We start from the raw sequence: 18577 nt of genomic DNA on the forward strand, positions 1-18577 counted from the left end.
CTTTATCTAATGTATTTGTCCGGTTTCCCGGTACTTTCCATTATATAATAGTGGTGGTAATAATCAAGTAAATTATGTCGCAACTTTAGACTTTTCTCAGGATTCCGGGGTGGATGCCGGTGCCGGAGTCAGAGACAGTTCCGGGGTTGTTTCCTCCGTTGTCGTCTCTTCCTGTGTCTGTCCGTCATCTGCCTGCTCATCCGCCTGTGCTTTCTCGTGCTGTTCTTTCAGCCGCTCAATCATCGCTTTTGCCGACTTTTTCGCCTGATAACTTTCCTGCGACATCAGCTCGCCATTATCTTCGTTATAGGTCAGATAATCCGTCCGTGACAGTACCTTTTTCGTGGAACTGTTACTCTGTGTCGCAACCGATACCTGGTCGCCGTCCGCCAGTTCTACATTCTGCACCAGAAGCTGCGTCGGACTGATGTACTGCGTCTCCTGCAGTTCTTTGTTGATCTCCAGCCTGCTCGACGCCGTAAAATTGGTTCCGTAGACATAGTAACTGCCGTTTCCGATGGACTCCAGCCGTTCCAGTGTCGCCGGATAGATACCCAGCTGCATCTGTGTTGCCGCAAATGGATTTTCTCCGCCGTAGACATACTGTTTTCCGTACAGGATATCGTACTGCAGTGCCTGCAGATCCAGCTGATAATTTCTGGTTCCTTTTCTGGTCTGATGATAGTTGAAGACCGTTCCTTCGTGGATGCCAAGACGGTTGAACACCTCTGCTGCCATCTGATAAGCGGCAATGTTCTTATCTTTCTTTTTCATGTCGAAGTTACTCCACATAACGTATTTTGTCTGGAAAAGATAGCGGTTTTTCATATCTTCCACTTTCAGATTCATCGTAGGAAGATGATCTCCGTACATTACCAGAACCACGCGTTCATCAAACTCTGACAGACGGTCCGTCAGTTCTTTTACAAACTGATCCATCTCGTGAAGCTGATTTACATAATATTCCCATGCATTGTTTTTCTCTTCAGACTCCGCGCCGGTCACCTTGATCTCCGGATCCGAAAGCATCGGTTCCGTCGGATAATCTCCATGTCCCTGCACAGAAATCGTGTACACATAGTCCGGCCCTTCTGTGGATTCCATAGCTTTAAAGATCTCATCGGTCAGAATGTGGTCTTTTACCCAGCCCATCGGTGTCGTATCGCTGATATCCGGCATGTATTCTTCTGACGTGAATGTATCAAATCCCAGTCTGGAAAATACAGTTCTTCTTCCGTAGAAGTTTGCCTCATTGTTATGAATCGCATGGGTGCTGTATCCCAGTTTTTTCAGATCATACGCTGCACTCTCACAGGTCGTCTCTTTCAGGATCGTCTTATATGGATACTCTCCGGCCCCGAAGTAATGCAGGCTCATACCTGTGATCGACTCGAACTCTGTATTGGCGGTACCCGCGCCTACTGCTGGCACTTTATAATACCCGGACGAGTATTCCTGGCTCAGTTTTCTGAAATTCGGAATCGGATCTTCTGAAAACGAAAGGAAATTTACTTCTGTCGGATCAATGAATGTCTCCAGCTGTAAAAACAGGATATTGACATCCGTGTTCTTTTCCTTGGTCTTCTTGATCTCTCCTTCGCTGTCCACGATATCTTCCATCAGTGCCTTGGAATATCCGTTCGGCTCACTGATACCGGTATCAAAGATCGTAACTGCCAGACAGTACGGATATCCGTAATCCTGGTACGCATAAGCGATATTTCCAAAGTACGTCGATAACAGCCGGTTATCGATCGCCAGCTTACTGGTCAGTACAAAAGCTGCCACACCAAGAAGAATTAACGGGATATTCAGCCAGTAACGGATCTTTCCCTGAAACTTCCATCCTTTCCGGAACATCCAGATGAAGAATAACACCAGGATCCCAAGTCCGATCAGTACTGCCACTACCAGCCCCGGTGACAGATACTTGTTCAGGATCCGAAGAGCATCACTGATCAGTTTCAGATCCGGTCCGGTAAATGGTGTTACACGGTTTAACAGCAAAAATCCGTTCACACATCCCAGGAGAAACCAGAAACATCCCACGATAGTTCTGGCAAGGATTCTATGTTTAAACAGATATACCACAAGGCTTGTGGTAAAAATTAAAAATGCATTGTATAAAAAGATCAGAGGACTTCCGGTCATATACTGCCAGGCTTCCCAGAGGGAATGACGGGAAAGCGCCTCGATTACCAGATACAGTACACAGCACCCCAGAAACTGCAGGGGTACTGACAACAAGTTACAGATCCGAATCACCTGATTGCGGGTAGGTTTTTTCAGATTGATTTTTTTCATGTTTTCTTTCTGCTCCTATCTGCTGCGTAAATACAGAAGCGTACCTGAAATCTCATCGTATTCAGATACGCCCCTAAAATCGGTTCGAAACACGCGCTACATGTTCCGAACCGATATCACGGCAATCGTCAGTGTCTCATGTGATTGCATGGACTTTGACTCGTTGCTCGCATACCTTACCGCAGCTGTGCCAGTCTTTCTTTTACCTGTTCCATCATCTGTGTGTATTTTTCCAGTTTCCCTTTTTCCTCATCGATCTTAGCCTGTGGCGCTTTGCTGATGAAACGTTCGTTGCTCAGCATGCCGTTGACACGGGCTAATTCTTTTTCCAGACGTCCTTCTTCTTTTTCCAGACGCTGGATCTCTTTTTCAATATCTACCAGTTCCGCAAACGGGATGTAGATCACTGCCTGCGGGATCACTGCGGATACTGCGTCCTCTGCGATACCGCTCTTGTCGGTCTGTACCAGAACTTCGCTTGCAGATGCCAGTGTTGCAAAGAAGACTTTACCTTTTTCAAAGGTTTCTCTTACAGATGCATCTTCTGCCACTACATATACGGTAGCTTTCTTGCTCGGTGGTACGTTCATCTCGGTACGCACGCCACGGATGCTTCTGACTGCCTCTTTGATCATCTCGACATCTTTTTCATCCTGTTTGAAATCCCACTCGGTTTTCCATTCCGGCCAGGAAGCGATCATGATGGATTCTTCTTCCGGATCCAAAGTGCAGTAGATTTCCTCTGTGATAAACGGCATGTACGGATGCAGCAGTTTCAGTGCGCCGCCGAGAACCGTTTTCAGTGTCCACAATGCTGCTGCTTTTGTGGTATCCTCGTCATTGTACAGACGCGGTTTTACCATCTCGATGTACCAGTCGCAGAATTCTTCCCAGATAAAGTCGTATACTTTCTGTACGGCAATACCCAGTTCGAATTTTTCCATGTTATCGGTCACATCTTTTGCCACATCGTTGAACTTACACAGGATCCATTTGTCTGCTGCTGTCAGTTCGGACAGATCCATGGAAGCCGGAACTTCTGCTTTTTCCAGGTTCATCATGATGAAACGGGAAGCGTTCCATACTTTGTTTGCGAAGTTTCTGCTGGATTCCACACGCTCCCAGTAGAAACGCATATCGTTACCAGGTGCATTACCGGTCATCAGAGTAAGACGCAGGGCGTCAGCGCCGTATTTGTCGATGACTTCCAGCGGATCGATACCGTTACCCAGGGATTTACTCATCTTTCTTCCCTGAGAATCTCTTACCAGACCGTGGATCAGTACATGATGGAACGGTGCTTTTCCGGTCTGTTCCAGAGCGGAGAATACCATACGGATTACCCAGAAGAAAATGATATCGTATCCGGTTACCAGTACGTCGGTCGGATAGAAGTATTCCATTTCTTCGGTGTTGTCCGGCCAGCCCAGTGTGGAGAATGGCCACAGTGCGGAGGAGAACCAGGTATCCAGGGTGTCTTCATCCTGATGGAAATGATTCTTTCCACATTTCGGGCAGATCTTCGGCATCTCTTTTGCCACTACGGTCTCGCCGCAGTCGTCACAGTAGTAAGCCGGGATTCTGTGTCCCCACCATAACTGTCGGGAGATACACCAGTCACGGATGTTTTCCAGCCAGTGCAGGTAAGTCTTGTCGAAACGTTCCGGAACAAACTGTAAATCGCCGTCTTTCAGGGTGTCGATCGCTGCTTTTGCCATCTCGTCCATCTTTACAAACCACTGCGGTTTGATCATCGGCTCTACGGTTGTGCCGCAACGGTCATGGGTTCCTACGCTGTGGTTGTGCGGTACTACTTTTACCAGCAGTCCCAGATCTTCCAGATCTTTTACCATTGCTTTTCTTGCTTCGTAGCGATCCATGCCTGCGTATTTTCCACCCAGATCGTTGATGGTTGCATCATCGTTCAGGATATTGATTTCTTCCAGGTTATGACGTTTTCCTACTTCAAAGTCGTTCGGGTCATGTGCCGGTGTGATCTTTACACATCCGGTTCCGAACTCTTTGTCTACATACGCATCTGCGATCACCGGGATCTCACGGTCGGTCAGAGGCAGTTTCAGCATCTTTCCTACCAGATCTTTGTATCTGTCATCTTCCGGGTTTACTGCTACTGCGGTATCGCCGAGCAGCGTCTCCGGACGGGTTGTTGCGATCTCTACGAATTTTCCTTCTTCACCGACTACCGGGTAGTTGATGTGCCAGAAGAATCCGTCCTGATCCTCATGCTCTACCTCTGCGTCAGAGATAGAAGTCTGGCATACCGGACACCAATTGATGATACGGGATCCTTTGTAGATATATCCTTTGTTATACAGGCGGATAAATACTTCCTGTACTGCCTTGGAGCATCCTTCGTCCATGGTGAAACGTTCTCTCTCCCAGTCAGCGGAAGCACCCAGTTTTTTCAGCTGGTTGATGATCTTTCCGCCGTACTCTTCTTTCCATGCCCAGGCATGTTTTAAGAATTCTTCTCTTCCGATCTCGTTTTTGTCGATGCCCTGCTCTTTTAATTTGTTGATAACCTTAACCTCTGTAGCGATCGCTGCATGGTCGGTTCCCGGCTGCCACAGTGCTTCGTAGCCCTGCATTCTCTTGAAACGAATCAGGATATCCTGCATGGTCTCATCCAGTGCATGACCCATATGCAGCTGTCCGGTTACGTTTGGCGGCGGCATAACAATGGTAAATGGTTTCTTTGCTTTGTTTACTTTTGCATGAAAATAGCCGCTGTCCAGCCATTTCTGGTATAAGCGGTCTTCGAGTCCTTTCGGATCGTAAGTCTTTGCCAGTTCTTTGCTCATGGTCGTCTCCTTTGTCTTTTTTGAAGATTAGAAACGCCCTCCACTCAGACTCTCATCTGTGTGAAGGGCGAATGTCTCGCGTTACCACCTTGCTTATATGGAAATACAAAATCTCCATACATCTCATTATCCGATAACGGGGATCAGCCGTGAAAGCTTACTGATTTTCTGCCTGAAAAACGTTCAGTCTTCCGGTTCCAAAGCTACCTTCGATATCGTCTGCCGGGGACCTCTCTCAGCCACGAAGTTCCCTCTCTTTGCGGGGTACGGTATCTACTCCTCTTTGTCACTACCTTTTTCTGTTACCTGTTTTCAAAACAAATAAGGCTGACATTACTATAGTAGGCTTTTTTTCTTTTGTCAAGTTTTTTGTTGATACCAGGATCAAAAGTTCGGGAATCTGACGCAAGCTTGCTTGCACGAAGATTTATGAACTTGGGATCCGCCAAAGCATTCGCAATCCGGTATCAAAGGGGCAAAATGCTTTTTGCCCCAACATCTTTTATCGAATATCGTAAACGCTTCGCAGGTTCAGACCGCCTGCCAGCTGCTCTTTTACCTGGTTCTCCCAGTCTGCCGGATCTTCCACTTTTCTGGATGCTTTGCCTAGGATCTTCACTCTCTTTTCTCCGGCATTCATGTCAAAATAGTTGTCGGACAGGATCAGATCTTCGGACGCATTCAGGATCTCCACGCCTTTCGCATATGCTTTCGCGCTGACTACGATCTCATCTCCCTCGATCCGGTAAGACAGCTGTGGATCCAGATAACGGAAATACTTCGGATAGGAGAAGATCGCACTGCCCTCGGAAATACAGGTATCGCCGTCCCATGCCTCGTAGCTTACATACTGACTGAACACATCCACATCCGGATATTCTTCTTTATCCAGCCATACACTCGAAAGTGCCGGTACGGTTACTTCCCGCTCCTCTGCCTTCACTGCGGATGCGTCCGCGTTTCGAAGTGCCCATTTTACCAGGATTTTCTTTTCTTCGAGTGTCTCATTCGTCACATTCAGGCGGATGGATTTTTCATATTCAAAATGCTCACGGTTCATATTTGCTTCCGCAGTCATCCAGTTTTGTTCCTCACAGGATACCATCACCGGTGCAAAGAACCGTTTTGCATAATAATGCAGGGCTTTCCATCTTCCCTCATAATCTACGGATGCCCAGGAAGCTACCGGCCAGCAGTCATTTAACTGCCAGTAGATTGCACCCATACATCTGCCGCGGTTTCTTCTGAAATGTTCTACCCCGTACTTGATTGCTTCCGCCTGTAACATCTGGGAAGCATACAATAACGTGGTAAATTCGGTCGGATAGCGGAAGGTCTGCTGCAGATAATTCAGGATTTTTCCGTTTGCGCCTGCATTTCTCTGGTGTTTTTCCATGACATAAGAGAAAATGTTCCAGTCTGCCGGATCATCGGTAAAAGTTTTGATCGTCTCAAAAGACGGGAAGGACTGGAAACCAAATTCACTTGCATAGCGGAAATAGTAATTCCGGTAATCCGAGAACGGCTTGTTGCCATGCCATACCTCCCAGTAATGCACATCTCCACGGTTCGGATCGGACGGATCATCGAAGCAGCCGCCTGAAGACGGGCTTGCCGGCCAGTAAAACGTTTCCGGATCGTATTTCTTCAGAATCTCCGGAATCACGCGCTCGTACATGAAGAGATAATCGCGCACCTCGCTCGGTTTTGTTACCCACTCTCCCTGTTTTACAAATAGTTCCATCTCATTATTACCACACCACAGTCCCAGGGATGCGTGATGACGTAATCTTTTTACATTATCAATAAATTCTTCCCGGATATTTGCCTCAAAGTCCGGTGTCAGATCATAAACCGCACACGCAAACATAAAGTCCTGCCATACCATCAGTCCCAGTTCGTCACACAGATCATAGAACCAGTCTTCCGGATAGTAACCGCCGCCCCACACACGGACTGCGTTAAAGTTGGCTGCCTTACACTGTTCGAGCAGTTTTCTTGTAGTTTCCGGTGTCACACGACCCAGAAGATGATCTTCCGGGATATAATCGGCGCCCATCGCAAAGATGTCTTTTCCGTTGACCTGATGGGCAAAGCTCTCACCCCACTCGTCCGGATGAATATCCATCGTCATCGTGCGAAGACCGATTTTTCTTGTCCAGCTGTCCACCGGCTGTCCGTCTTTTGCCAGCGTTACGTTCACTTCATATAATGGCTGTTCGCCCACACCGTTTGGCCACCAGAGCTTCGGCTGTTCGATCACCAGATCCTCCGGGGTATCTTTTGCAGTGATCTTTGTACCATCCGGTGCTGTCACAGTTACTTCATAGGTATAGCCATCTGCCTCTTTTCCCACCCGGATCTCTTTTCTGAGATCCTCTTTCGGGTTTCTGCTCACATCAAAATGCAGGGTTACTTTCCCCTCTTTGTGTTCCTGACGGATATATACACTGTCGATTCTGCCTTCGGTCATCGTCAGCAGATACACCGGGCGGAAGATTCCTGCATCCGGCAGATGCGCACCCCAGTCCCATCCGAACATACAGTGTGCTTTGCGGATATGCACAAAGCCATCCATCGCATCTTCACTTCCGTGTGTCGGCTGTTTTTCGTAAGCTTCTTTAATATATTCCAGCGGAGAATGGAAATACACACGCAGGATATTTTCTCCTGCTTTCACCTTTCCTGTCACATCAAACTCCCAGGTTCTGTGCATGTTATAGGTGTTGCCGATCTTTTCTTCGTTCAGGTAAACATCGCAGATCGTGTCCAGTCCTTCAAAACGAAGCCACTGTTTTTCGCCTGCCTGTGCTTCGACTCCCTCGAATACGGTCTCGTACTCGTAATCTTTTTCCATCAGATCCAGAGCCTTGTATTCATTGTCCTTCCAGAACGGATCTTCCATCTGTCCGTTTCTCAACAGATCCGTATAGACAGTTCCCGGAACCTGCGCCGGATACCACTGCACATCGCCCGCAGTATGCATCTTCCATACCGTTGTAAACGGCTGTTTTTTCGTTGTAAAACCCTCCATATTACGCCTCCATTTATATTTTTCTGTAGCTGTTTTTTCCAGTTACTTTTCTCCCTCAGTGTACCATGAAGTTCCGGTGCTTTCAATTGCAAAAAGTTATTTCTACATGCAAGTATGTTGAACGTGCAACGAGATAAAATATGCTTCGCGAATTTTGCTCACGTAAAAAAAGAAGCCCTTGCGGGCTTCCCTTCTCAAGGCCAACCGGATGAAACTGCTCTGCTCCTGCACAAGATCCAAGAGGAATCTATATCACTTGGTTGCGGAGGTAAATGATACAGTAGATCCACAGAACCAGAGTTCCGTTCATCCCTGTCGTTTAATCGTGCATAAATTCAAATAGTCAAGGTCTCGAAACACTACGCTCCTGTTTCGACCATTCCATAAGTTCGCATTTTTTGCAAGCAGAAGAAACTTGCTTCACAAGTTCCTTCTGCTATCACGGCAGTCACCAAGTTCTCACGTAAACGTGGACTTTGGCTCGTTGTCCGCGTAAAAAAGATGTCTTTTCCCCGACAGAAAGTTGACATCTCTTTTTTTCAAACAGGATGTAAAACTTTACTCGGAAGCTTTAACCTTACGACATACAAGCAGGTTTCCTGACTTACAGATCAACAGTCGGCCCTCCTTCTCATACCTTGCGGTACAATGGATCCTACCGGGCTCTCCTCCCTGATTACAGTGACCGGATCGCACAGGATTCTCACCTGAATTCCCTCTCTCACCGGCAAACTTTGTTTGCAGATGCACTTGATATGTTACTATGGAATTTATACAAGAACTATATTAACACTTTGTTACTTTCCTGTCAATACTCCGTTAGGAATGACTTATTCCTTTTATTCATGGATTGATAGATAATAGTATCAAAATCTCATCAAAATGCATCCCGGGAAAGCTACGGCCGCATCGCCAGCACTGCCCCCGCCGGAGCTGTAATTCCTGCTCCCTGGTTCGGATGCAGAATCGAATAGCAGACATCGATCAGAAAAAGCGCGAGCAAAAGAAATGCAATAATTTCCTCGTTTCTGCCCTCTTTTTTTCCAAGCCACTGATTAAATCTCGGTGCGATCCAGTACACGATGGTAAGTCCGCCGGTTCCGAAGATCAGAAGTCCGATCAGACTGACTCTTCCCTGAATCTGAAAGGTATATTCCCGGTAATCCCACCAGCGGGTATGCCAGATCGTCTCCAGCGCCCAGCCGGTCAGGTATTCGATCGTTCCGCACACCAGCATGATCATAAAAAATAATTTCCCCGGCCGCTCAAAAAAATGCCGCAGTACCAGCAGGATCATCACACCGCCCACGCCATAGATCGGAAGCCACGGTCCGAACAGCATGCCACGGTTGATAAAACGGTGATCGATCACCAGATGATATCCCACTTCCCAGCACCATCCGATAAAAGAAAAGAAAAAGAACAGAAAGATCAGGGAAAGCGGCGAATAGCTCTCCGCTGCCGACCTTTTCACATCCTGTTGCATCCACTGTCTGTATACCGCTCTCATTCTGATATCCTCCTTTTTCTGTATTTTCACTGTCTTTAGGATACCCGAATACTTTTGATATTAGTGAAAGGAAAACAAAAGAATTTCTGAAGAAAACAGGAAGAATTTTTTACATAGCATCAATTTTCTTCAAAGTAAAAATATCCGGAAGAGAACACGGAACCTTTCCATGTCTCTCCGGATATTCTTATGCTTATTCTTCTGTTTCTTTTTCTCCATAGAAACCACATCCGTGTTTTCCATGTTCTTTGATCTGATACAGTGCTTTATCGGCATCTTTGAAAATGCTTTCGCCCGGGTTTTCCCGGTCGGAAAATGCAACGCCCACGCTTAACGACACTGCCGGAAGTCCGTCTGTCGGTTCCGAGAGTTCCTGATTCACTGCGGTAATTTTTTCCTGAATCGTATATTTCAGATCACTGGTCATCTCGACCAGCACAATGGCGAATTCATCGCCACCGATTCTGCATACATAGTCTACGCTACGGAATGCACTCTTTAAAAGACTCGATACTTTTTTCAGTATCGCATCACCGGTTGCATGTCCATAGGTATCGTTGACGGATTTGAAGATATCCACATCCACCAGAATCATCGCAAATGGTGCATCGCCTTTTTCATAAATTGCCAGAATTTTTTCAAAAGATCCTTTGTTTAAAAGGTCTGTCATCGCATCATGCTCCGCCTGGTGACGGATCAGCCACTGTGTCTCCTGATTTTCCTCATAAACCTGATTGTACGTAATAGCCAGGTTCTGTAATTCTTCTGCTCCAACTACAGGGAAAATCTCGCCACGCAGAATACTCTCATTATAACGAATCAGCGGTTTCACAACCAGCCAGCGCATCACGATACTGTCTAAAAGAAGCAGTGCGATCACGATCACGATTCCGATCTCCAGTTTCAGATAAATATCTGAAAAAATGCTGGTTGCCCGTCCCTGTCGATTTTGTGTTTTCGTGGTCAGGCTCGCCATACAATCCGATACGTGATCCTGGATTTCTGTTTTCATTCTCTGATACTCGGTATCGCAGACCAGATTCTGCGCTGTTTTTATCTGCTCCTGTGCAGTAAGCGCAAGATCTTCATCGGAAATCGTTGTTTCCTGCAATTCTTCTTCTAACTGTGTCTCTTCTTCTCCATTCGCCAGCGCGATCAGTTTCATCGAGTAATATTCCCGCTCCATAAGCTCACTGGAATAATTCTGCGCCGTCTGCAGCGTCTCAAAGGTATCTGTTCCGTCAAAATACTGCCGGAGTTTCTCCAGAGCGGTTTCCCGTCTCTTCGTTCCATCCGCCTCCTGAAAATACGCTTCCCGGTACTGTGTATCCCCTGTCATCGCATACAGCCGCACCTGCTCGGTCAGATAATCGGAACCATCCTGCAACTGCTTCGCTGCCTTCTCACAGACAATATACTGATCCGTAGCCTCTCTCAACTCCCGAAACTCCTGTGCCCCTTTGACACAGACAAACGTAAATAAAATCGTCAGAAAAATGGTAATCCCCATCCCCCAGGCACTCACCCTCCGAATCCAGACCTTTCTCTTCAATGCATCACGCTTCTTTCCAAAAAACATTTCTACCCGTAATCCTACCACTTCTCCACACTGCTACGCAACCATTCTTCAACATTTTCTCCTCAATTTCCCTTCCAACCATCTTCCTCTCTCTTATTTCATCTCTCTTATCTCATTTCCGTTTCCAATCTCAGCCGCTGCTCGGGGAAAGCCAGGGACAACAGACACTTTGTGGGCGGCTAGCTCAAAACGCCCCTGCCCACGTCTGCTGTTCCTGGCTTTCCCCGAGCGGCGGCATCCGTCAAACGACCACAAAAAAAGAAGCACCCCCACTTCTCGCAGGAATGCCTCTCCCTTTTATACAAACTGGTTCCGATCCACCTCATACACATACTCAATGGATTTCATCTTCTCCACCAGTTCTTCCTTCTCGATGCCCTTATCCTCACAAAGAGCATCCAGACTGGAATAAAAATCTCTCAGCTGCGTATTTACATAACTGAGTAGCATCACCGGATCTTTCGGTATCATCTCAAAACTCCTTTATACAGACTGTACAGAAGCTGTCAACTCACCATCCGTCACATCCAGGACGATCGTATCATCCTGACCGACTTTTCCACCGAGGATCATCTTTGCAGCCAGTGTTTCCACATATTTCTGCAGATAACGTTTCAGCGGACGCGCACCGTATACCGGATCATAACCGCCCTCGATGACGTAACTCTTCGCCGCATCAGTCAGACGGATATGGATTTCCTGATCTGCCAGACGGTTGTTCAGCTCTGCCATTAACAGGTCTACGATACCACCGATGTTGTCTTTGGTCAATGGTTTAAACATAATGATTTCATCCAGACGGTTCAAAAACTCCGGACGGAAATGTCCACGCAGGTCATTCTGTACCATCTCAGCCGCTTCCGGTTTGATGCTGCCATCCTCTTCGATACCATCCAGCAGATAGGACGAACCGATGTTAGATGTCATGATCAGGATCGTATTCTTGAAGTCTACGGTACGACCCTGAGAATCGGTGATCCGGCCATCATCCAGTACCTGTAACAGTACGTTAAATACATCCGGATGCGCTTTCTCAATCTCATCGAACAGAACTACCGAGTACGGTTTTCTTCTGACTGCCTCGGTCAGCTGACCACCTTCCTCGTAGCCTACATATCCCGGAGGCGCTCCGATCAGACGGGATACGGAGTATTTCTCCATATACTCACTCATATCGATTCGCACCATGTTGTTTTCATCATCAAACAGTGTCTGCGCCAGTGTTTTTGCAAGCTCGGTCTTACCGACACCGGTAGGTCCAAGGAACAGGAAGGATCCGATCGGCTTCGTAGGATCTTTGATACCTGCTTTGGAACGGATGATCGCATCGGTCACTTTCGTTACCGCTTCGTCCTGTCCGATCACACGTTTGTGAAGGACATCTTCCAGCCCCAGGATCTTTGTCTTTTCTCCTTCCGTCAGTTTTGCCACCGGAATACCGGTCCATCTGGAAATGATTCTTGCAATCTCTTCATCGGTAACACTCTCATGTACCAGGGAGAGATCCTCATTTTTCACTTTCTCTTCCTCGATCTCCAGCTGTTTTTGCAGTTTCGGCATTTCGCCGTACTGTAATTCCGCAGCCTTGTTCAGATCGTACTGCTGCTGTGCCACCTGGATCTGGCGGTTCAGATCTTCGATCTGTTCACGCAGTGTGGAAAGTTTCTCTACAGAATGTTTCTCATTTTCCCACTGTGCTTTCTGTACGGAAAATGCATCTTTGTATTCTGCCAGTTCTTTTTGCAGATCTGCCAGACGTTCCTGACTGAGTTTGTCGGTCTCTTTTTTCAGCGCCGCTTCCTCAATCTCCATCTGCATGATTTTACGCTGCTGTTCATCCAGTTCTGCCGGAAGAGAATCCAGCTCGGTCTTGATCAGTGCGCAGGCTTCATCCACCAGGTCGATGGCTTTATCCGGCAGGAAACGGTCGGAGATATAACGGTTCGAAAGTGTTGCCGCTGCCACCAGGGCACCATCCGTAATTTTTACTCCATGATATACCTCATACCGTTCTTTCAGTCCACGAAGGATGGAAATGGTATCTTCCACGGACGGTTCATCCACCAGTACCGGCTGGAAACGACGTTCCAGAGCGGCATCTTTTTCGATATACTGACGGTACTCATCCAGTGTGGTAGCACCGATACAGTGCAGTTCTCCACGGGCAAGCATCGGTTTTAACATGTTGCCGGCATCCATCGCACCGTCGGTTTTTCCGGCTCCGACGATCAGATGCAGTTCATCGATAAACAGAATGATCTTTCCTTCGCTCTTTCTGACTTCTTCCAGAACGGCTTTCAGACGTTCCTCGAATTCACCACGATATTTTGCACCGGCTACCAGTGCACCCATATCCAGGGCGAAGATCGTTTTATCTTTCAGTCCTTCCGGTACATCGCCGCGGACGATTCGCTGTGCCAGTCCTTCTACAGCTGCCGTTTTACCTACACCGGGTTCACCGATCAGTACCGGGTTGTTTTTTGTTTTTCTCGAAAGAATACGGATCACGTTTCGAATCTCGTTGTCACGACCGATGACCGGATCCAGTTTCTGATTTCTCGCACGCTCTACCAGATCCTGACCGTATTTTGCCAGGGTATCGTAGGTTGCTTCCGGGTTATCGGAGGTAACTCTCTGGTTTCCTCTTACGGTGCTCAATGCCTGTAAGAAGCGTTCTCTTGTAATTCCATATTCCTGGAACAGTTTTTTCATGCTTGGACTCGGATAACGGAGCATTGCCAGAAACAGATGTTCCACGGAAACATATTCGTCTCCCATGGCTTTGGCTTCGTCCTCACCGCTTACCAGTACCTTATTCAGGTATTGTCCGATATATTGCTGTCCGCCGGAGACTTTGACTCTGGCGTTCAGGGCATTTTCCACGTTATTCAGAAAATGTTCTTTGTTAATCTCCATCTTTTCGATCATCTTTAAGATCAGACTGTCTTCCTGATGAAGCAGATTATACAGTAAATGCTCCTGCTCGATCTCCTGGTTGCCGAAGTCATATGCGGTCTTTTCCAGGTTTTGAACAGCCTGCAATGATTTTTGCGTAAATTTGCTGATATTCATAAGCGCCCCTCCTTTTGGAACACATTGTTTTCTTTGTTCTAGTTGCAATATAACACATGTTTTAGCACTCGTCAATAGGGAGTGCTAATAATTTTTAATTTTTTTCCAGACGGACGCGAAAGAGGCGGCACCGGTTGGGTGTCTGTTTTTCAGATTATACTCGTTTGTGCTTGCACAATAAGGCTTTTGAACTTAGGACACGCTTGATATGTGAAAGTAGCGATTTGCGTAGTAAATCAGCGAATTGCGAATATTGAGAGGATTGCGGGAACAGCTAAGCTGCGGAGCAATCCGTAGTATCAAATGAGTGGCAGAAGACCTTTTGACACTCATATCTTTATATACAAAAAAGGGATACCGTATGTTCAGGTACGGTATCCCCAGCTTTGACGGATCTGTGGTAATATTTCGCTCATGGACCAGTGTTTTTTGGTGTTGGCGGGGCTGTTTGGGTCGTTGACGGTAATTGCACCGTTTTCATCGATACCGGTCAGAACGATAAAGTGACCTGTGTAGGTAAAATCACCCGGATACATGGAACAGATCAGGGGGATGCCGGACCGCAGGGCGGCAAGGATGTTTTCTTGTGTTACCGGGATGTTTTCTGCTGTGAGGCCCAGGTTGTTGGCACCTTCGGTCATCAGCGACCAGGAGGTTCCTTCACCCGGAACGTAATAGCCTTCTTTTTCTGAAAACTGAGCTACGGTCAGGGGATTCCATGTTTCGGAGCCGGTCAGACCACAGGTGATCATGGACAGGCAGGTTGGACCGCAGCCGGTGACGGCAAGGAAATCGCTGCCGTAGGTTTCATACCCCCAGCGTTCATCCCACTGCAAAAAATACGGTATCTCACTGTTTTCTCTGGCAGTTTCCACTTCGGATGAAATATCTATCGTCTGATAGTGTCTTCGCTTCGGATAATTTTTTACAAAATCTGTAGCCTCCGGATATTTTTCTTCCATGTTAAGAAGGCTCTCCGGAATCTGCTCGTGCTGCCGGATCCAGGTTTTCCCTGCCAGCACAACGATGCAGAATGTGGCCAGCAAACCGACGGTCCAGACTATTTTTTTCCGTGTCATATGAAATTTATGACCGCTTTGATTATGTATTTTTTGCTGTTTCCGGTAGTTTTCCTGTGATGCCGCTGTCGCAGCAACGGATGTTATCTGACTTCTCTCTCTCTGCCACCCACTTACCGAAACATTTTCTTTCCATTGTTCCACATCCGGCACATATGTTTCTACATTGCTTTTCCATTTTCCTGATCGATTATTTTCCGCTTTTCGACCCGTTCCCTGTTTTACTCTGTGATTGTTTACTTCCCGCAACTCACGTTTTCTTCTGGCTTTCCGCGCTCTTTCTCTTCTTATTCTGCGTCTCTTTGCCAAAAAGCCGATCAGTTTCATCACAAAATACGCCAATAATGCAATGCCAAAAATGATCAATGCCCCTTCTTCTGTCAGTCCTTCTGTACTGTCCAGCCAGATGAGCACTCCGACCACTGCCATCAGATACAGTAACAATTTCAATATTTTCTTTCCCATTCCCCTCTAAACCTCTTTCTGCCCGGATGGCGTTCTTTTCTCTCTTATTATAAAGAACACCACACGGGCAGACAATTACGTTTCTTTTAAGATTTTCTTATTTCTTCGTCCTCTTCTTTCCGATCCACAAAACCAGACAGGAAGAAAAGATTCCGACGGCCAGACCTCCCAGCACATCGGTCGGATAATGCACGCCCACATACAGGCGGGAAAATGCGATCAGCGCCGCCAGGAGCACTGCCGGTACACCGTATTTTTTCGGTAAGATCCGGTACAGCACCAGCGTGCAGGCAAAGGATGCACAGGTGTGTCCCGACGGGAAAGAATAATCCGTCGGTTTGCTGATCAGCGGCACCAGTCTTTCCACCACTTCATACGGCCGTGTGCGTGCTACCAGATTTTTCAGACACACATTGGTGATCAGCGCGCCGACTCCCATCGACAACAGACCATACCATCCGGCTTTTCCAATCACCGCCCAGGAGCAGTTGCCATTTTTTATCGGATATTTTTCTCCGAGCGTTTTTGCAAATACAACCATCAGGATACATAATGCGATCCAGAACCATCCGCCGTTTCCCAGGGAAGTGATCCCTTTCCAGAACCAGTTCATGCCCTCCCAGCGAAGGTGATCCTGTATCCATAAAAGAATGTTTCCATCCATATCTTTTTCACTTTTGTAACTGTTCAGTACCTTCACAGTTACGAGCCAAAATGTATTTAAAATCACCTTCGGTGATGACATTTTGACTTGTATGTCTCGGGATTTTGGCATGTTCATGCCAAAACACCTCGCGGAATATTTCCTACTGAATAGTTACTCACTTTCTTCTTAATTATATTTTTGTCGTTTCAGGCTTTATCCGTATTTGCCCCGTACACATCCGCGATCTCTGCGATCGATATATAGGCGGAGCGGTCATTTTCACGGACCAGTTCTTTCATTTTTCCTACCTGAAAACGGTTTACCACGATGTACACCACCGTCTTCGGGGAATCGGAATAATATCCTTTCGCCTCGGTGATCGTCATGCCGCACTCAAAGGCTTCGGAGAGTGCCGCGCAGACCTCATCCGGGTGAACCGTTACGATGGTAGCCGCTTTAGATCGATCCAGACCTTCCACAATAAAGTCCACCGTCTTCAGTGCCGCCCCGTAGGTTACGATCGAGTACAGCGGCAAGATCCAGCTGTGGATCACAAATCCGCAGATGATATACAGCACCAGGTTATACGCCATCACAAACGTACCAACCGTAATTCCCAGCCGTTTTGCAAAGATGACGGCGAGAACTTCGATGCCGTCCATCGCTCCTCCAAACCGAATCGCCATACCACTTCCGATACCGGAGATCAGCCCGCCAAAAATAGCGCAGAGAAGCAGATCCGATCCGGCAAGCGGCGATACGATGCTTACATCCACCGGCAGTACATCCGTGATCAGCCATGCTCCGAACGAATAGACCGCCACCGTGTAGATCGCATAGATGGTAAATACGATACCCTGTTTCCGAAGTCCGTATAAAAACAGCGGAATGTTCAATACCAGCAAAAAGAGGGACAGTGACAGCCATTCCGGTGTCAGCTGTGACAACAGGATCGATGTTCCGGAGATTCCGCTGTCATAAAGATCTACCGGGGCTATAAACATCGTGACTCCGAAGGCATTCACCATACCGGCAACCGTGAGGAAGAGAAAATTCTTCCATTTCAGCTTTCCAAGTTGTTGTTTCAAAGTCATGCATAAACTCCTTTCCTTTTCCGTCTGCGCGGTTTCTTCTCATTTTCTTCGCTTTTCCTTTTTCTCCCTGTTGCCATACCTGTATCGAATCCCATCTGTTTTCCGACATTCAGGCAAATACGTCATTCATTTTTTAACACAAATCGCTCGATCGCATACGCAACGCCGTCTTCCTCATTCGACTTCGTGATAAATGCTGCCTTTTTCTTCGTCTCCTCATCCGCATTCGCCATCACCACCGGAAGTCCCGCCATCTCGAGCATGTTCCAGTCATTTGGCGCGTCGCCGCATGCCATGATCTCTTTCCTTTTGATGCCGAGGATCTTTCCCAGTGCCACCAGACCGTTTCCTTTTCCGGCCTTGCCGGAAATGATCTCCATGTTAAACGGTGTCGCATGGCAGATACTCAGATTCGGAAACATCTGCTGCAATTCCTTTTCTCTGCGATCCCGCTCTTTTGTATCGGCAAAGATCAGATGCAGTTTTTCCATCCCGATCTTTTCCTCCCGGATTTTCTCTGTCAGATGTTTCTGGCGTGTCCGGGTGCTTCGGATATACTGTTCCATTGCGGGACTCATCGATTCGTGTCGCACAAAATGATACGTCTCTTCCTCTACATAAATCTTTCCGTCAAAATATGTTTCCCAGTTGCATGATTCTCCCGCCCACTGTTTCATCACTTCGATCACCTGTAACGTGACATCCCAGGGAATCAGTTCTTCATACACCGTCTCCCCGGAAGGGATCCGGATAATACGGGCACCATTAGAAGTCAGCGCATATTCCACACCGGGGATCTCCAAAAAAGCTTTCGGAAGTCCGATTTCCGGTCTTCCGGTGGCAGGAAGCACAACGCATCCCTGACGGATTGCCTCTTCCAGAACGTTTCTGGTATGTGCTGTAATCTCTTTGTTGTTATTAAATACCGTTCCATCCAGATCCAGTCCGACCATGAGAATCTCCGGTTTCATA

11 protein-coding genes, 1 riboswitch and 1 other annotated feature are annotated in these 18577 nt (G+C 47.3%); all 11 genes read right to left on the reverse strand.

All coding sequences use genetic code 11. From position 1 onward, the window contains the following. Nucleotides 1-96: 96 nt before the first annotated feature. Nucleotides 97-2304 carry an LTA synthase family protein gene (locus ETP43_RS12410; RefSeq protein ID WP_129258365.1) on the reverse strand — a complete coding sequence of 736 codons (2208 nt, stop codon included), beginning with the start codon at nucleotides 2302-2304 and terminating at the stop codon, nucleotides 97-99. A 176-nt stretch (nucleotides 2305-2480) separates the two neighbouring features. Then, nucleotides 2481-5126 (reverse strand): valine--tRNA ligase, encoded by a 2646-nt coding sequence (locus ETP43_RS12415; protein WP_129258367.1) that lies wholly within the window; start codon nucleotides 5124-5126, stop codon nucleotides 2481-2483. A 60-nt stretch (nucleotides 5127-5186) separates the two neighbouring features. Continuing rightward, nucleotides 5187-5425: a binding site (T-box leader), on the reverse strand. Between the two features lie 203 nt (nucleotides 5426-5628). Further along, nucleotides 5629-8160 carry a beta-mannosidase gene (locus ETP43_RS12420; RefSeq protein WP_129258369.1) on the reverse strand — a complete coding sequence of 844 codons (2532 nt, stop codon included), beginning with the start codon at nucleotides 8158-8160 and terminating at the stop codon, nucleotides 5629-5631. A gap of 573 nt (nucleotides 8161-8733) precedes the next feature. Continuing rightward, a riboswitch (cobalamin riboswitch) is annotated at nucleotides 8734-8929 on the reverse strand. A gap of 129 nt (nucleotides 8930-9058) precedes the next feature. Beyond that, on the reverse strand, nucleotides 9059-9670 hold the full coding sequence (locus ETP43_RS12425) for a putative ABC transporter permease (protein ID WP_022400011.1): 612 nt from the start codon (nucleotides 9668-9670) through the stop codon (nucleotides 9059-9061). Nucleotides 9671-9863: 193 nt separating this feature from the next. Next, complete coding sequence (locus ETP43_RS12430; protein WP_243114274.1) at nucleotides 9864-11270, reverse strand: GGDEF domain-containing protein; 1407 nt, start codon at nucleotides 11268-11270, stop codon at nucleotides 9864-9866. Between the two features lie 276 nt (nucleotides 11271-11546). Then, a complete protein-coding gene (locus ETP43_RS12435) occupies nucleotides 11547-11720 on the reverse strand; it encodes a DUF4250 domain-containing protein (RefSeq protein WP_022400013.1) in 174 nt (57 codons plus the stop codon). A gap of 12 nt (nucleotides 11721-11732) precedes the next feature. Beyond that, nucleotides 11733-14321 (reverse strand): ATP-dependent chaperone ClpB, encoded by a 2589-nt coding sequence (clpB, locus tag ETP43_RS12440; RefSeq protein WP_118575357.1) that lies wholly within the window; start codon nucleotides 14319-14321, stop codon nucleotides 11733-11735. Between the two features lie 365 nt (nucleotides 14322-14686). Beyond that, nucleotides 14687-15865 (reverse strand): C39 family peptidase, encoded by a 1179-nt coding sequence (locus ETP43_RS17720; RefSeq protein WP_243114275.1) that lies wholly within the window; start codon nucleotides 15863-15865, stop codon nucleotides 14687-14689. 97 nt (nucleotides 15866-15962) lie between these two features. Further along, nucleotides 15963-16529, reverse strand: coding sequence for a phosphatase PAP2 family protein (locus ETP43_RS12450; RefSeq protein ID WP_129258371.1), 567 nt, complete (start codon nucleotides 16527-16529; stop codon nucleotides 15963-15965). A 188-nt stretch (nucleotides 16530-16717) separates the two neighbouring features. Further along, entirely contained in the window at nucleotides 16718-17599 is an 882-nt protein-coding gene (locus ETP43_RS12455; protein WP_279222201.1) for a YitT family protein, read from the reverse strand. A 128-nt stretch (nucleotides 17600-17727) separates the two neighbouring features. Further along, nucleotides 17728-18576, reverse strand: a complete 849-nt coding sequence (locus ETP43_RS12460) for a Cof-type HAD-IIB family hydrolase (protein WP_164979704.1) — start codon at nucleotides 18574-18576, stop codon at nucleotides 17728-17730. Nucleotide 18577: the final 1 nt, after the last annotated feature.

The sequence above is a fragment of the Blautia faecicola genome (assembly GCF_004123145.1).
Taxonomy (GTDB): Bacteria; Bacillota; Clostridia; order Lachnospirales; family Lachnospiraceae; genus Oliverpabstia; species Oliverpabstia faecicola.

Bases quoted from the DNA above. Each gene is read 5' to 3' on its own strand.
- ETP43_RS17720 (WP_243114275.1), bottom strand. From the start codon at position 15,865: ATGGGAAAGAAAATATTGAAATTGTTACTGTATCTGATGGCAGTGGTC.
- ETP43_RS12420 (WP_129258369.1), bottom strand. From the start codon at position 8,160: ATGGAGGGTTTTACAACGAAAAAACAGCCGTTTACAACGGTATGGAAG.
- ETP43_RS12450 (WP_129258371.1), bottom strand. From the start codon at position 16,529: ATGGATGGAAACATTCTTTTATGGATACAGGATCACCTTCGCTGGGAG.
- ETP43_RS12435 (WP_022400013.1), bottom strand. From the start codon at position 11,720: ATGATACCGAAAGATCCGGTGATGCTACTCAGTTATGTAAATACGCAG.
- ETP43_RS12410 (WP_129258365.1), bottom strand. From the start codon at position 2,304: ATGAAAAAAATCAATCTGAAAAAACCTACCCGCAATCAGGTGATTCGG.
- clpB (WP_118575357.1), bottom strand. From the start codon at position 14,321: ATGAATATCAGCAAATTTACGCAAAAATCATTGCAGGCTGTTCAAAAC.
- ETP43_RS12460 (WP_164979704.1), bottom strand. From the start codon at position 18,576: ATGAAACCGGAGATTCTCATGGTCGGACTGGATCTGGATGGAACGGTA.
- ETP43_RS12425 (WP_022400011.1), bottom strand. From the start codon at position 9,670: ATGAGAGCGGTATACAGACAGTGGATGCAACAGGATGTGAAAAGGTCG.
- ETP43_RS12415 (WP_129258367.1), bottom strand. From the start codon at position 5,126: ATGAGCAAAGAACTGGCAAAGACTTACGATCCGAAAGGACTCGAAGAC.